A 14,247-nucleotide genomic window follows, 5' to 3' on the forward strand; every position below is an offset into this window, starting at 1 on the left:
CCTTTCCGGTGTCAGTCGACATAGCGCAACCCGGCTGCTGCAAGGGGTTCACGCATGGAGTAGATGTCCAGTCCCAGTTCGCCGGCGGCAAAGCGCCGGCGCTTGGACTCTTCGTTGTCTTCGCGTTTGCGCGCCGCCGCGGCGACGTCCGAGGCGCGGGCTGCGGGCACCACCACGACGCCGTCGACGTCGGCAATCACCACATCGCCGGGGTGCACCAGGGCATTCGCGCAGACCACGGGGATGTTGACCGAGCCGAGCGTGGCCTTCACGGTGCCCTTGGAGTTGATGGCGCGGCTGAAAACGGGGAAGTCCATCTCCTGGAGGGTGGCAACATCCCGGCAGCCGCCGTCGATCACCAGGCCGGCGGCACCGCGGGCCTGCAGTGAGGTGGCCAGCAGGTCGCCGAAGAACCCGTCCTCGCTTTCGGTGGTGCAGGCGGCAACCAGCACGTCACCGGGCTGGACCTGCTCCGCGGCCACGTGCATCATCCAGTTATCTCCGGGCTGCAGCAGCACCGTCACGGCAGTGCCGCACAGGGCTGCGCCGGGGTAGACGGGCCGGATGTAGGGCCGCATCAGGCCCAGCCGCCCCATGGCTTCGTGGATGGTGCTGACGCCGAATTCCGATAGTGCCTTGACGTCCACCTCCGCCGCGCGGGTAATGGTGCGGTGGACAACTCCTAGTTCCTGCATGGTTCTGCTCCTTGATTGGCGGCAGCGTCAGCGGCCCTGCTGCTTGAGCAGTGCGTTGAGGCGGGGGTAGACGGTGCGGGCGTTGTGTTCCTGGATGGCTGCCAGATCGGGTTCGGCCAGCCCTGCCGCTTCGATGTACCGTGCGGTGTCGTCGAAGTTGTGGCCGGTGCAGGGGTCGATGTCCCGGACGGCGCCGATCATTTCCGAGGCGAACAGGATGTTCCTGGTGGGGATGACGTCCAGGAGGAGATCGATGCCTGGCTGGTGGTAGACGCACGTATCGAAGAAGACGTTGCCCAGAAGGTGCTCTTCGAGCGGTGGCTTCTTCAGCGCCATGGCGAGGCCCCGGAAACGCCCCCAGTGGTACGGGACAGCCCCGCCGCCGTGGGGGATCACCAGTTTCAGGGTGGGAAAGTCAGCGAAGAGGTCCCCCTGGATCAGCTGCATGAACGCGGTGGTGTCGGCGTTCAGGTAGTGGGCTCCGGTGGTGTGGAACGCCGGGTTGATGCTGGTGCTCACGTGGACCATGCCAGGGATGTCGTACTCCACCATCTTTTCGTAGATGGGGTACCAGTAGCGGTCAGTGAGCGGCGGAGCGGTCCAGTGCCCGCCGGACGGATCCGGGTTCAGGTTCAGCGCAACGGCGCCGTACTCTTCCACGCAGCGGGTCAACTCCGGGATGCAGCTGGCCGGATCAACGCCGGGCGACTGGGGCAGCATGGCCGCGGGGACGAACCTCTCGGGGTAGAGCTGGCTGACGCGGTAGCAGAGCTCGTTGCAGATCGCCGCCCACTCCGAGGACGTCTCGAAGGTCCCCACGTGATGCGCCATGAAGGACGCCCTGGGCGAGAAGACCGTGAGGTCGATGCCGCGCTCGTCCATGAGCCGCAGCTGGTTCTGTTCGACGCTGTGCCGCAGGTCGTCGTCGGAAATCTTCAACGCCGAGCGCAGCGGGGCCTGCGCCGGGTCGGTGAGGGCGGCCACCTGCCGGTCCCGCCACTCGCCGAGGGCCGGCGGGGCCGTGGTGTAGTGGCCGTGGATATCGATAATCACAGGTCTTGCTCCTTGGAGGACTGGGGTTGCCACAGGTGGGCCGGGACCATGACGTCACCGGCCATGATCAGGCGCGCGGTCCGGATGAGCGCGGACTTGGTCACGCAGCCGGGGTCTGCGGGATCGAGTTCCAGCTGGACGCTGAATTCACCGCTGGGGTGTTCCACCGAAACCGTGGGGGTCCCGCCGCGGGGCAGCTTTGCGACGGCGTGGGCCACCGTTCCGGCCAGCACCGCCGCCGTGCCCACGGTGACCGCTGCGAGCACGCCGATTGATTCGTGGCAGACGTGCGGGATGAAGCTGCGGGTACCGATGGTCCCGCCCTCCGCCGGCGGGGAGACCAGCGTCATCTTGGGGTAGTTTTTCGCGGTGACGTCGCCGAGGCCCATCAGTTCTCCGCAGCTGAGCCGGAGTGCTTCGAGTCGCGCTTTCAGTTCCGTGTCCGCGTTGAGGTCGACGACGGGTTCCCGGCCCGTGCGCCCCAGTGCGGTGGCGTCAATGATCACCAGCGGCTGCCCGTTGTCGATGCAGGTCACCTCCACCGGGCCGAAGCCGCCGATCTCCACGGAGTCGGTCAGGTGGCCTGTTGGCAGGAGCGATGAGCAGACGGACCCTGCCGTGTCGAGGAAGCTGATGACGACGGCGGCCGAGGCACCGGGAACACCGTCAATGGTGGCGTCCCCGCCGTACTCGACGTAGCGCCCGTCCTCCCCCGCCGGCGTCGGGACGGCAATCTCGGCCACCAGCCCGGTGTTCAGGGTGAGGACCCGTGCGGTGGTGATGTCGCCGTCGGGATTGAGCAGGCCCGATTCAATCGCGAACGGCACCACGGCTGCGAGCATGTTGCCACAGTTGGCAGTGGTGTCCACGGTGTCCCGGTCCGGCTGGACCTGGGCGAACCTGAATTCCAGGTCGACGCCGGGCCGCTGGCTCAGGCCCACGATGCCCACTTTGCTGGTCAGCGGGTGGGCCCCGCCCAAGCCATCGATCTGGCGCGGATCCGGCGAACCCATGGCCGCCAAGAGGACGCTGTCACGGGCGTACACCTCCCGGGGCAGGTCTTCTGCCCGGAAGAAGGGGCCCTTGGACGTGCCCCCGCGCATGAACCAGCACGGCACCGCGAGTTGGCTGCCCGCCCGGCGGGGGCCGGCCTGGCGTACGTCTCGAATAGCTGTTGGAACCACGACGTTCCCTCTCAATTGATGGTGATGCAGTACACACACGATAACCATTAACTAAATTGTTAGCAATCCCTTTAATGATTTTTCGCACAGTTGAGGTGAGGGGCGAGAGCGGGCGGGGTGACAAAATTGTTTACAATGGGTGGCACGGCGGCCAGAGACAAGGGGCAGCATGACAACGATTCCTGAGACCGAAGGGCCCACCCTTTCGGCTCCGCAGCTGGTGGAAATCCTGCGCAAGGCCATCATCAGCGGTGAACTGGTGCCCAAGCAGCGGCTCGTTGAAGCCGACCTGGCAGACGATTACGGGGCCAGCCGCGGAAACGTCAGGGTGGCCCTCGCGGAACTGAGTGTGGAAGGCCTGGTGGAGCGCGTCCAGAACAGGGGCGCGCGGGTGAGGGCCGTCTCCATCGAGGAAGCCGTGGAGATCACCGAGGTTCGTGGCGCGCTGGAGGCGCTCTGTGCCAGGAAAGCCGCTGAGCGGATCACCGACGCCGGGTCCCAGGAACTGCGGGACCTCGCCCGGCAGATGGAAGATGCCGTGGCGCGGGGCGACCGCGAATCCTATTCGGCCTGCAACCAGAGGCTGCACGCCAAAATCATCGAGGTCAGCGCCCAGGCCACGGCGGCGGCCACCATCCAGCGGCTGCGCGGCCAGGCGGTGCGGTTCCAGTTCCAGCTGGCACGGCAGCCCGGGCGCCCCAACGTTTCCCTTCCCCAGCATCTGGCCATCATCGACGCCGTGTGCCGGCATGATCCCGAAGGCGCCGCTGAGGCCATGCGGCTGCACCTGGAAAGCGTTGCCGACGCCATCCGGGAATCGGCGTGACGGCTGCCCGGCGGCAGCGTTCCAACTAGGGGATCAGGCGGTCCGCACGGTAGCGGTCGAACAGTGCGGTGAAGGCGTCCAGGGTCCGCCGGTACCCGGTGAAGCCGGCGTCACGGCTCTTACCCATGTCCGTCACCACCTCGATGTTCCGCCCCAGGGCGCCGTCCGTGTGCCACCAGGATGCCACGCGGTCCAGGTCCGGTTCTGTGAGATTGTGGCGCTCGGCAAGTTCTCGCCATTGGTCCTCTCGCCCCGCCATGGACTGCTCGAGGGTGCGGGGCTCCGCCTGGTACCCCTCCCACTCCAAGCCGAAGTAGGCTGCGAGCTTCGGCCACATCCAGCGCCAGCGGAAAACATCGCCGTTGACGATGTTGAAGGCCTCGTTCGCGGCCTCCGGAGTGGTGGAGGCCCACAGCATGTGCTCGGCAAGCAGGCCGGCGTCCGTCATATCCGTGAGGCCGTTCCACTGGGTTTCAGATCCCGGGAAGACGAATGGCTGCCCGCTGTCCCGGCACAGCGTGGCCTGCGCGGCGAGGGTGAGGCCCATGTTCATGGCGTTGCCCACCGCGTGCCCAATCACGGTGTGGGCGCGGTGCACGGACCAGGTGAACCCCTGCTCCTCCGCCGCGGCCCAGAGTTGGTCTTCCTGGGCGTAGTAGAAGTTGTTCACCGGAAGCCGCGGTTCCTCCTCGTGGAAGGGCGTGTCCGGCATTTCCCCGGCAGCGTAGGCCTCGAACGGTCCCAGATAGTGCTTGAGCCCGGTCATCAGGGCAACGTGGGACACGTCCTTTCCCCGCAGCGCCGCGAGGAGGTCACGTACCATGCCCGCATTCACGGCAATGTTCTCTTCCTCGGTGGCCTGCCGCGACCATGCGGTGAAGAAGACGTGGGAGGGGTTCTCCGGAGCAAGCACGGCGGCAAGGGCCGAAGCCGAGGTCAGGTCTGCGGAGAGCCACGTGACGCCTGCGCGCTGGGGTCCGGGCCGGCGGGACAGTGCCAGGACTGACCAGCCATCGTCTACCAGGGTATCCACCAGGGCAGAGCCTGAGATCCCGGTGGCCCCCACCACCAGTGCCGTCCGTCCGCTGCCCGCTGCTGTTCCTGCTCCGATGGTCATAGTGCTCCTTTTGGTAGGTGCTGATTGTCCGCGCGCCAGCACGGCCTCACGCTGTGGCGGAGGCCCGCGCGCTGCATCGCGCCGTGAATGGGACCGCAAAAGGCCCCTTAGGCGACAAGCCCCGGCACCAGGAAGATATTCCGTGAAACACCCCGGCGGGACTGTTACGCGGACGGCGGAACGCTGCGGCGGTCCTGTGTCCGGCAATGCCGCGGATCACAGGCCCGGCGGCAGATTGACCCGAAATTAGGGGTCTCATCCGCCCAGCCGCCTATGTTCAAATGGGAGGGTTGCACCGGCTGCCCGAGTCCAACCGCGGCCTCGGCCCAACGGAAGGAAGAAGCACATGACCGATCCCCAAGAGCATCCTCCGCTCCCCGCGTCCGGGAGCGCCCAGGGTGCCGGCCACGCTGCTGGCCAGAACGCAGAAGGCGGCTGCCCCGTGGTTCACGGCGGCGCCACGGCGCAGGGCAGCGAGAGCGAAAACCCGGCCATCGACGCTCCCCAGCCCAAGGGGCACCGGCCGCGGACCATCGCCGACTGGTGGCCCAACCAGCTGGACCTCTCCGTTCTTCACGCCAACCACCCGGCCGGCAACCCGCTGGGCCCGGACTTCAGCTACCGGAACGAATTCCAGAAACTCGACGTCGAAGCGCTCAAACAGGACATCACCGAGGTTCTCACCACTTCCCAGGATTGGTGGCCGGCGGACTTCGGCCACTACGGCGGACTGATGATCCGGATGAGCTGGCACGCGGCCGGCACCTACCGCGTCCATGACGGCCGCGGCGGAGCGGGCGACGGCGGCCAGCGGTTCGCGCCGCTGAACAGCTGGCCGGACAACGCCAACCTGGACAAGGCCCGCCGCCTCCTGTGGCCGGTAAAGCAGAAGTACGGCCAGAAGCTTTCCTGGGCAGACCTCCTGGTCCTCGCCGGCAACGTGGCCCTTGAGTCCATGGGCTTCAAAACCTTCGGCTTCGCGTTCGGCCGCGAGGACGTGTGGGAGCCGGAGGAGATCTTCTGGGGCCCTGAGGACGCCTGGCTGGGCGACGAGCGGTACGTCGCCGAAGGCCAAATGGCCGATGAAGTGGGTGCCACCGAGATGGGGCTGATCTACGTCAACCCGGAGGGGCCCATGGGCAACCCGGACCCGCTGGCAGCGGCGGCGTTCATCCGCGAAACGTTCAAGCGCATGGCCATGAATGACGAGGAGACCGTGGCGCTGATCGCCGGCGGCCACACCTTCGGCAAAACCCACGGCGCCGGCAGCGCGGACGACCATGTGGGCCCGGAACCGGAAGGGGCGGACCTCGAGTCCCAGGGCCTGGGCTGGCTGAGCACGTACGGGTCCGGCAAGGGTGCGGACACCATCACCTCCGGCCTGGAAGTGACCTGGACGGACGTCCCCACGCAGTGGAGTAACCGGTTCTTCGAGATCCTGTTCGGGCACGAGTGGGAGCTGGTGGAAAGCCCCGCCGGCGCCAAGCAGTGGGTGGCCAAGGATGCCGAGAAGATCATCCCGGACGCCCACGACCCGGAAAAGAAGCACCGCCCCACCATGCTCACCACTGACCTGTCGCTGCGCGTGGACCCGGAGTACGAGAAGATCTCCCGCCGCTTCCTGGAGAACCCGGACCAGTTCGCGCTCGCGTTCGCCAAGGCCTGGTACAAGCTGCTGCACCGCGACATGGGCCCGGTAGGCCCGCACCTGCTCGGCCCGTGGGTTCCGGAAGCGCAGCTGTGGCAGGATCCCGTTCCCGCCGTCGACCATGACCTCATCGGCGAGGCGGACATCACCGATCTGAAAGCGAAACTCCTGGATTCCGGCCTGACCGTCCAGCAGCTTGCCGGGACGGCGTGGGCGTCCGCCGCCACCTACCGCAAGACGGATCGCCGCGGCGGTGCCAACGGCGCCCGGATCCGGCTGGAGCCGCAGCGCAGCTGGGAAGCCAACGAGCCCGAGCAGCTCGCCACCGTCCTGCAGACGCTGGAGCGCGTGCAGGAGGAGTTCAATGCCGGCCAGGGCAACGGCAAGAAGGTTTCGCTCGCGGACCTGATCGTCCTCGGCGGCGCCGCGGCGGTTGAAAAGGCAGCGTCCGACGCCGGGGTCCCCGTCACGGTGCCCTTCCGTCCGGGCCGCACGGACGCGGCACAGGAACAGACCGACGTCGAGTCCTTCGGCTACCTGCAGCCGCGCGCGGACGGGTTCCGGAACTACATCCGTCCCGGGGTGAAGCTGCAGCCCGAAACCCTGCTGCTGGACAAGGCCTACCTGCTGGACCTCTCCGCACCGGAGATGACGGCCTTGGTGGGCGGCATGCGCGCCCTGGGCACCAACGTGGGCGGCTCCGGCCACGGCGTCCTCACCGACAAGCCGCAGGCGCTCACGAACGACTTCTTCGTCAACCTCCTCTCCCCCGGCACCAAGTGGAAGGCCTCGGAGAATGAGGAGAACGTTTACGAGATCACGGATGTGGCCACCGGCGAGGTGAAGTGGACCGCCACCGCCGTGGACCTGGTGTTCGGTTCCAATTCCCAGCTCCGAGCCCTGGCCGAGGTGTACGCCAGCGGCGACGCAAAGGAGAAGTTCGTCCACGACTTCGTGGCTGCCTGGGCCAAGGTCATGGAACTGGACCGGTTTGATCTGAACTGAGCCCCGGCGGACCCTTTACCGCCGAGTTGGCATCCTTAAAATGGCGGCGAAACCAGACCGGTTTCGCCGCCATTTTTCTGTCGTTTATACGGTGATTGTGGACCCGGGCCTCCAGGGGGTGTGCGTGTGCGTCAGCCACACCGTGCCCGGGTTCAGGGAGCGCACCAGCTGCTGGCCCTCCGTGCGGGGATTGTCGAGTTCACCGAACCACACCGCCGTGTCACCGGCGATCACGGTGAGGACTGCGCCCGGGTCGATCACGACGATCTGTGACCCTGGCGTGTGGCCCGGTGCGGGAAGGAGCCGCACCCCGGGCAGCAGTTCAAGCTCGCCATCGACGGCCACGTAGTTGATCCCCGGCGGGTCCACCCACTCCGGAATGGTGTAGTCCTCCTGGGTGCGGGCGTCATCGAGTTCCCGGCGCTGCACATAAATGGGTTTCCCCGCGAAGAGATGGTTGCCGCCACAGTGGTCAAAGTGCAGGTGGGTGTTGACCACGATGTCCACGTTTCCGGTGTCCAGCTCCTGGTAGCCCTCCGGGTAGAGGCGGGGGTCCATGTCCGCCACCGCAGGATGAAGCCGGGTCAGGCCGGTATCCACCAGAACGCGTCCCTCCGGGTGGTCGATGACGTGCACGTACACCGGCATCAGCTCACCGTCGGCCAGCAGGTCGGCAACCCGGACAGCGGTGACACTGATTTCAGCGGACGAATTCATGCCTGGACCTCAATTCCACATCATGGCCGTGATGCGTTGCGGGAGCAGCAGGGCGCCGGGCGGGGCCGCGGGGTCTGGCGCTTTGTCCAGAATGGCACCCGCACCGGCAGGCCGCTAGGTTGCCGCGGCAATAAGGGACGCCATCTGCGTTCCCGCGTCGCTCCCGGGCGCCGGCGTATAGACCACCAGGTGCAGGTCCGGCCGGTCCGACGGCGAGAGCTGGTGGTGCTCCAGCTGCAGCACTCCCACTGCCGGGTGGTGGAAGAGCCGTTCGCGCGACTCGAAGCCCAGGATGTCGTACCGGTCCCAGCCTTCCCTGAATTCCGGGCTTGCTTCCTTGAGCCGCTCCACCAGGTTCTTGATGTCCACATCCCCCAAGCGCTGCCCGGTTTCGGCACGGAACTCGGCCAGGAACCTCTTACTGGTCACGTCCCAGTCCGGCAGCAGGTTCCGGACATAGGGGTCCGTGAACACCAGCCACAGCAGGTTCCGGTCCGCGGGGGCAACGGTGGCGATGTTGGGGAACAGCGCCGCGTAGGCGCTGTTCCAGCCGGCGACGCCCCAGTCCGGAAACAGCGCGAAGGACGGGTTCGGGTCCAAGGCGTCGAGCAGGCGCTGGAGGTGGGCAGGCGCGGTGGCGGCCGCCGTCGTGCTTGGTCCTGCGGAGGCGTATCCGCCGAGCGACAGGACGTAGTCCAGGCCGGTGTCCGAAAGGTGCAGTGCCCTGCTGACCGCTTCCAGCACCTGCCGGGACGGGCTGATGTCGCGGCCCTGCTCCAGCCAGGTGTACCAGGTGACGCTCACGCCGGAGAGGAACGCCACCTCTTCACGGCGCAGGCCCCGCTCACGCTTGCGGGCTATGGGCGGAAGGCCGTAATCAACCCGAAGGGCCTGGTCCCGGCGGGCCCGGAGGAAGAGGCCCAGTTCTTTACGGCGGCCGGAACTCTGCATGCGAAAATACTATTACTCTGGTACTCCCACTACTAGTAGCAAGGCCGTCTTCCTCTTGCGGCGGCGCCGGAGAAGGATAGTCATCATGCCTGCACTACGTTCAAAGACAGTTACCCACGGCCGCAACATGGCCGGAGCCCGCGCACTGCTGCGCGCGTCCGGCGTCGCCAACTCGGACATCGGCAAGCCGATCATCGCCGTGGCCAACTCCTTCACCGAATTCGTCCCCGGACACACCCACCTCGCCCCCGTGGGCCGGATCGTTTCCGACGCGATCCTCGCCGCCGGCGCCGTGCCGCGCGAATTCAACACCATCGCCGTGGACGACGGCATCGCCATGGGCCACTCCGGCATGCTCTACTCGCTGCCGTCCCGCGACCTGATCGCCGACTCCGTGGAGTACATGGTCAACGCCCACTGCGCCGACGCCCTGGTGTGCATCTCCAACTGCGACAAGATCACCCCCGGCATGCTGATGGCCGCGCTGCGCCTGAACATCCCCGTGGTGTTCGTCTCCGGCGGCCCCATGGAAGCCGGCCGCGTGACCCTGACCGACGGCTCCGTCCGCTCGCTGGACCTGGTGAACGCGATTGCCGACGCCGTGGACGAGTCCATCTCCGACGAGGACATCAACCTCATCGAAGAAAACGCCTGCCCCACCTGCGGTTCCTGCTCCGGCATGTTCACGGCCAACTCCATGAACTGCCTCGCCGAGGCCATCGGCCTGGCCCTGCCGGGCAACGGCTCCGTCCTCGCGACCCACACCGCGCGCAAGGCGCTGTACGAAAAAGCCGGCGCTACCGTCGTCGAGCTCGTAAAGCGCTATTACGACGGCGACGACGACTCGGTCCTGCCGCGCAACATCGCCACCGCAGAAGCCTTTGACAACGCCATGGCGCTGGACATCTCCATGGGCGGCTCCACCAACACCATCCTGCACCTGCTGGCCGCGGCCCAGGAAGCCGGCGTGGACTACGGCCTGGCCGAGATGGATGCAAAGTCCCGCCAGGTGCCCTGCCTGGCCAAGGTGGCCCCGAACGTTGCCGGCAACAAGACCTACTACATGGAGGACGTGCACCGCGCCGGCGGCATCCCCGCGCTGCTGGGCGAGCTGAACCGCGGCGGCCTCCTGCACAAGAACGTCCATTCCGTGCACTCCACCGATCTTGACGGCTGGCTGGACGACTGGGACATCCGCGGCGGCAAGGCCACCGAGGAAGCGCAGGCCCTGTGGCACGCGGCCCCCGGCGGTGTGCGCTCCTCCACCGCCTTCTCACAGTCGAACGAGTGGACGTCCCTGGACACCGACGCTGCGGAAGGCTGCATCCGCTCGGTGGAGCACGCCTTCTCCAAGGACGGCGGCCTGGCCGTGCTGCGCGGCAACGTGGCAGAGGACGGCGCCGTGGTGAAGACCGCCGGCGTGGACGAATCCATCTGGACCTTCTCCGGCCCCGCCGTAGTGTGCGAGTCGCAGGACGAAGCCGTGGAAAAGATCCTGAACAAGGGCATCAAGGAAGGCGACGTGGTGGTGATCCGCTACGAAGGCCCCAAGGGCGGCCCGGGCATGCAGGAAATGCTCTACCCGACGTCGTTCCTCAAGGGCCGCGGCCTGGGCAAGAAGTGCGCGCTGATCACTGATGGCCGCTTCTCCGGCGGCACTTCCGGCCTGTCGATCGGGCACATCTCCCCCGAAGCTGCCTCCGGCGGCACCATTGCCCTGGTGGAAGACGGCGACATCATCAGCATCAACATCAGCCAGCGCTCCCTGCAGCTGGAAGTTTCCGATGAGCTGCTGGCTGAGCGCCGCGAGAAGCTGCTGGTCAACGGAGGTTACAAGCCCAAGGACCGGGACCGGCACGTGTCCGCTGCGCTGCGCGCCTACGCGGCCATGGCAACCTCCGCGGACAAGGGCGCCGTCCGCGACGTTTCCCTGCTGGAGCGCTAGAACCTTTACGGTTTGCAGAACCCCGGCCGGACGCCCAGTTCCGGCCGGGGTTCTTTGCATTACAGCAGGTCAGGCCCGGGAGGGGCCGAAAACCTGCCAGAATGGCGGGATGATTACCGAGCACGCCCTGCTGCCTGTCATCCCCGGCCAGGAAGAAGAGTTCGAGGCTGCCTTCGGCGAGGCCCGCCACATCATCTCTTCGATGCCCGGCTTCATCTCCCTTTCGTTGTCGCGCTCGATTGAGTCCCCCAGCACCTACCTGCTGCTGGTTGAATGGGAAACCCTTGGGGACCACACCGAAGGCTTCCGCGGCTCCCCCGAATACCAGCAGTGGCGGGCCCTGCTGCACCGGTTCTACGAGCCCTTCCCGGTGGTGGAGCACTACAACCTGGTGACGTCGGCCCAGCCTGCCGTCGCTGCGGCCCCGGAAGACCTTGCCTGATCCGATGGGCAGGCTCGCCGTGGTCACCGGGGCCAACCGCGGTCTGGGGTTGGCGACCGTCCGCGAACTCTCGGAGAACGGGTGGGACGTCCTTGCCCTGACCCGCACCTCAGCCGAACCTGCGGGCGGCTCCTGGCCGGCCGGCGTCGTACCCGTACTGCATGACGTGCGCTCCGAACCGACGCACGCGCTTACGGCTGCCGTGGGCCAGCGGCAGGTGGACCTGCTGGTCAACAACGCCGCACAGGGTGCCCCGCACGGCAAGCTGGGTGCCATCGGGGCGGACGGCCTCCTGAATTCTCTGGATGTGAATGTGGCCGGTCCGCTGCGGCTGACGCAGTTCCTGCTGCCGAACCTACTGGCCGCGCCTGATCCCGTCATTGTCAACGTGTCTTCCCGGCTGGGTTCGGTGTCGGCTCAGGCGAATGGCGACTTCGCCGACCTGTCCACCAGTTACGCCTACAAGGTCTCCAAGGCTGCGCAGAACATGCTCACCGTTTCGCTGGCCCAGGAACTCCAGGGGCGGGTCCGCTGCTGGGCCGTCCACCCCGGCAAGCTTGCAACCGCCATGGGCCAGTCCGATGCTGCAAAGGATCCGGGAACTGCGGCCCGGCAGCTGCGCGAACTTGTCGACTCGGGCTCCCGGACGTCTCCGCGGTTCTGCTCCCTCGGGGCAGAGGACCTGGCCTGGTAGGCCCGGTGAATGAGGAAAGGCCCCCACGCGAGTCGAAGCTCGAGCGCGGGGGCCTCCTTGTTGCCTCCGCATTGGGGGAATTGGAAGCAACTAAAAATCTACCCGCTGGTAACCTCCGGAAATGTCGATTCCGGCCCTTAAACGGAATCTTGACTCAAATTTGAGCCCGGGTACAGGCAGAAGTTGCGGTTCAGTCGCCGTCCGGCTCCTTCGTGGCATCCGGGTCCTCTTCGGGCTCGAAGGTGTTGGGCTCGGCGTCGGCACCGATGCCCACTCCGTCCTTCCCGCCGGGCACGCCGCCGTCGCGCTTTTCCTGGTTCTCCCCCGCCTGGGACTCGTCATCAGGCAGTGAGTCGGGTGAGTTGGTGGTCATCGTTGCTCCTCCATTGCCGGGCCTCCACGCTAACAGCCCCGGGCGCGAAAGGCTCCGCCCCGGTGCCAACTTTTTGGCGTACGACGGCGAGCGGCGGCTCGGGTGCCGGGGCCGCGGGCGAGCGTGAATCACCAGCCGGCCGCCCCTCCTAGGGTTCTGGGCGTAGCAACATGAAGCACCAAAACATCACAGAAAACGATCAAAATCTCTTGACCGGTAAAGTCGACCGCTGTTACAACTGTTGTAATAGCGGCTCCGAACCTTCCGGACCCACTTCTCTCTCTTCAGTATCCCGAGAGCTTCACTGCCCGTATTTTGAATCGATACAACACCATCCCGCCCCACCCACCCGTTATCAAAGGAGATCAACGTGACCGAAACCCGTCCTGCCCGTGGCACCCGCACCCCGAACTACAAAAAGCCCCTGGCCTGCTGCCTTGCCGCCACCGCACTGGCCAGCGGCACCGGGCTGGCGTTCTCCGCGCCGGCAGCCCAGGCCGAACCCAGCAACTACAGGTTCGACTTCGGCAGCGGCCCGGTGGAAAAGGGCTACACGGGCGTCAGCGCCGCTGACGCCTACACGCCGGAACGGCGCTACGGCTTCAACACTCCTGAGCACATGGCCAACGTTTCGGCTAAAGGAAACGGGGTGGGAAGCGATGCCGTCCGGTTCCTGGAGTTCGGCACCAAGAGCAGCAACACCTTCAACGTGGATCTCAAGGAGGGCCTGTACAGGGTCACCGTCACCCTCGGCGATACTTCACGGGCCAGCGTCGCCGCCGAAGGCGTCTTCCAGGAAATGAACCTCACCGGAAACGGCGCCACGGCATCCTTCGAGATCCCGGTGACCGACGGCCAGCTCAATCTCCTGGTCACGGAAGGCAAGGTTGGCACGGCCTTCACGCTCAGCGCCCTGGACATCGAGAAGGTCTCACGCCATCCGCAGATGGACCCCACCATCTGGGTGGGCGGCGATTCCACCGTGGCCAGCTACTACCCGCTGGACTCCAGCGCCCAGGGCGGTTGGGGCCAGCTGCTGCCGGAGTTCGTCGATTCCGAAAAGTTCGACGTCCGCAACATGGCCACCGGCGGGCAGATCGCCCGCGGTTTCCGCAACGACGGCCAGCTGGAAGCGATCCTGCAGTACAGCAAGCCCGGGGACCTGTTCCTGCTGGAGATGGGCATCAATGACACCGCCGCCAAGAACGCCACCACCGAGGCTGAGTTCAAGGAGATCATGCGGGACATGGTCAGACAGGTGGCGGCCACCGGCGCCACGCCGGTCCTGGTGACCCCGCAGGGCCGCGCCACCGATTTCGTGGACGGCGTGCACTCCTCCGTGGACCGCTGGTACCGGCACTCCACCGTTGCCCTGGCAGAGGAGGAAGGCATCCCGCTGGTGGACCTGAATGTGCTCTCATCCGCCTACTTCACCGGGATCGGTCCGGAGGCAACGCTGGCCCTGTTCATGACCGGTGACACCCTGCACCCCAACCGGGCCGGCGCCACCGAACTCGCCCGGATCGTCACGGCGGACCTGGCGCGGCAGGGCCTTCAGTAGCCGCACCTTCCGAAACACGCGGACGACGGCGGCGCG

13 protein-coding genes are annotated in these 14,247 nt (G+C 66.5%); 6 read left to right on the forward strand and 7 right to left on the reverse strand.

Annotation, left to right across the window (positions count from 1 at the left end; all coding sequences use genetic code 11):
* Window positions 1-11: 11 nt before the first annotated feature.
* Genes ligK through ACHL_RS16855 form a run of 3 tightly spaced genes read right to left on the reverse strand, consistent with a single transcriptional unit; the run spans window position 12 to window position 2,932 of the window.
* Window positions 12-695 (reverse strand): 4-carboxy-4-hydroxy-2-oxoadipate aldolase/oxaloacetate decarboxylase, encoded by a 684-nt coding sequence (gene ligK / locus ACHL_RS16845; RefSeq protein ID WP_015938511.1) that lies wholly within the window; start codon window positions 693-695, stop codon window positions 12-14.
* 27 nt (window positions 696-722) lie between these two features.
* A complete protein-coding gene (locus ACHL_RS16850; RefSeq protein WP_015938512.1) occupies window positions 723-1,748 on the reverse strand; it encodes an amidohydrolase family protein in 1,026 nt (341 codons plus the stop codon).
* Entirely contained in the window at window positions 1,745-2,932 is a 1,188-nt protein-coding gene (locus ACHL_RS16855; protein ID WP_015938513.1) for a 4-oxalomesaconate tautomerase, read from the reverse strand. The genes ACHL_RS16850 and ACHL_RS16855 overlap by 4 nt, the downstream gene beginning before the upstream one ends.
* Before the next feature lie 169 nt (window positions 2,933-3,101).
* Between ACHL_RS16855 and ACHL_RS16860 the strand changes: the two genes are divergently transcribed.
* On the forward strand, window positions 3,102-3,758 hold the full coding sequence (locus ACHL_RS16860; RefSeq protein WP_015938514.1) for a GntR family transcriptional regulator: 657 nt from the start codon (window positions 3,102-3,104) through the stop codon (window positions 3,756-3,758).
* Window positions 3,759-3,783: 25 nt separating this feature from the next.
* Here the strand turns inward: ACHL_RS16860 and ACHL_RS16865 are convergent, their stop codons facing one another.
* Window positions 3,784-4,875, reverse strand: coding sequence for an SDR family oxidoreductase (locus ACHL_RS16865; protein ID WP_015938515.1), 1,092 nt, complete (start codon window positions 4,873-4,875; stop codon window positions 3,784-3,786).
* A 346-nt stretch (window positions 4,876-5,221) separates the two neighbouring features.
* Here ACHL_RS16865 and katG point away from each other — a divergent pair, with 346 nt between their 5' ends.
* Complete coding sequence (gene katG, locus ACHL_RS16870; protein ID WP_015938516.1) at window positions 5,222-7,528, forward strand: catalase/peroxidase HPI; 2,307 nt, start codon at window positions 5,222-5,224, stop codon at window positions 7,526-7,528.
* A gap of 84 nt (window positions 7,529-7,612) precedes the next feature.
* Here the strand turns inward: katG and ACHL_RS16875 are convergent, their stop codons facing one another.
* Window positions 7,613-8,245: an MBL fold metallo-hydrolase gene (locus ACHL_RS16875; protein ID WP_015938517.1), complete on the reverse strand. Its 633-nt coding sequence runs from the start codon at window positions 8,243-8,245 to the stop codon at window positions 7,613-7,615.
* A 114-nt stretch (window positions 8,246-8,359) separates the two neighbouring features.
* Window positions 8,360-9,196, reverse strand: a complete 837-nt coding sequence (locus tag ACHL_RS16880) for a helix-turn-helix transcriptional regulator (RefSeq protein ID WP_015938518.1) — start codon at window positions 9,194-9,196, stop codon at window positions 8,360-8,362.
* An 85-nt stretch (window positions 9,197-9,281) separates the two neighbouring features.
* Here ACHL_RS16880 and ilvD point away from each other — a divergent pair, with 85 nt between their 5' ends.
* From ilvD to ACHL_RS16895, 3 genes are all read left to right on the forward strand, one after another.
* A complete protein-coding gene (gene ilvD / locus ACHL_RS16885) occupies window positions 9,282-11,141 on the forward strand; it encodes a dihydroxy-acid dehydratase (protein WP_015938519.1) in 1,860 nt (619 codons plus the stop codon).
* A gap of 109 nt (window positions 11,142-11,250) precedes the next feature.
* On the forward strand, window positions 11,251-11,583 hold the full coding sequence (locus tag ACHL_RS16890; RefSeq protein WP_015938520.1) for an antibiotic biosynthesis monooxygenase family protein: 333 nt from the start codon (window positions 11,251-11,253) through the stop codon (window positions 11,581-11,583).
* On the forward strand, window positions 11,576-12,277 hold the full coding sequence (locus ACHL_RS16895) for an SDR family NAD(P)-dependent oxidoreductase (RefSeq protein WP_208858418.1): 702 nt from the start codon (window positions 11,576-11,578) through the stop codon (window positions 12,275-12,277). The genes ACHL_RS16890 and ACHL_RS16895 overlap by 8 nt, the downstream gene beginning before the upstream one ends.
* A gap of 190 nt (window positions 12,278-12,467) precedes the next feature.
* Here ACHL_RS16895 and ACHL_RS16900 read toward each other — a convergent pair whose 3' ends face one another.
* Window positions 12,468-12,650: a hypothetical protein gene (locus tag ACHL_RS16900; protein ID WP_015938522.1), complete on the reverse strand. Its 183-nt coding sequence runs from the start codon at window positions 12,648-12,650 to the stop codon at window positions 12,468-12,470.
* Between the two features lie 370 nt (window positions 12,651-13,020).
* Here ACHL_RS16900 and ACHL_RS16905 point away from each other — a divergent pair, with 370 nt between their 5' ends.
* Window positions 13,021-14,211, forward strand: a complete 1,191-nt coding sequence (locus ACHL_RS16905) for a rhamnogalacturonan acetylesterase (protein WP_015938523.1) — start codon at window positions 13,021-13,023, stop codon at window positions 14,209-14,211.
* The last annotated feature ends 36 nt before the right edge of the window (window positions 14,212-14,247 follow it).

Origin of the sequence: Pseudarthrobacter chlorophenolicus A6 (assembly GCF_000022025.1) — a bacterium.
Classification (GTDB): Bacteria; Actinomycetota; Actinomycetes; order Actinomycetales; family Micrococcaceae; genus Arthrobacter; species Arthrobacter chlorophenolicus.

What these genes read in the sequence shown, in the direction of transcription:
- ilvD (WP_015938519.1), top strand. Translation starts at nt 9,282, where the DNA reads ATGCCTGCACTACGTTCAAAGACAGTTACCCACGGCCGCAACATGGCC.
- ACHL_RS16900 (WP_015938522.1), bottom strand. Translation starts at nt 12,650, where the DNA reads ATGACCACCAACTCACCCGACTCACTGCCTGATGACGAGTCCCAGGCG.
- katG (WP_015938516.1), top strand. Translation starts at nt 5,222, where the DNA reads ATGACCGATCCCCAAGAGCATCCTCCGCTCCCCGCGTCCGGGAGCGCC.
- ACHL_RS16875 (WP_015938517.1), bottom strand. Translation starts at nt 8,245, where the DNA reads ATGAATTCGTCCGCTGAAATCAGTGTCACCGCTGTCCGGGTTGCCGAC.
- ACHL_RS16890 (WP_015938520.1), top strand. Translation starts at nt 11,251, where the DNA reads ATGATTACCGAGCACGCCCTGCTGCCTGTCATCCCCGGCCAGGAAGAA.
- ligK (WP_015938511.1), bottom strand. Translation starts at nt 695, where the DNA reads ATGCAGGAACTAGGAGTTGTCCACCGCACCATTACCCGCGCGGCGGAG.
- ACHL_RS16860 (WP_015938514.1), top strand. Translation starts at nt 3,102, where the DNA reads ATGACAACGATTCCTGAGACCGAAGGGCCCACCCTTTCGGCTCCGCAG.
- ACHL_RS16865 (WP_015938515.1), bottom strand. Translation starts at nt 4,875, where the DNA reads ATGACCATCGGAGCAGGAACAGCAGCGGGCAGCGGACGGACGGCACTG.
- ACHL_RS16880 (WP_015938518.1), bottom strand. Translation starts at nt 9,196, where the DNA reads ATGCAGAGTTCCGGCCGCCGTAAAGAACTGGGCCTCTTCCTCCGGGCC.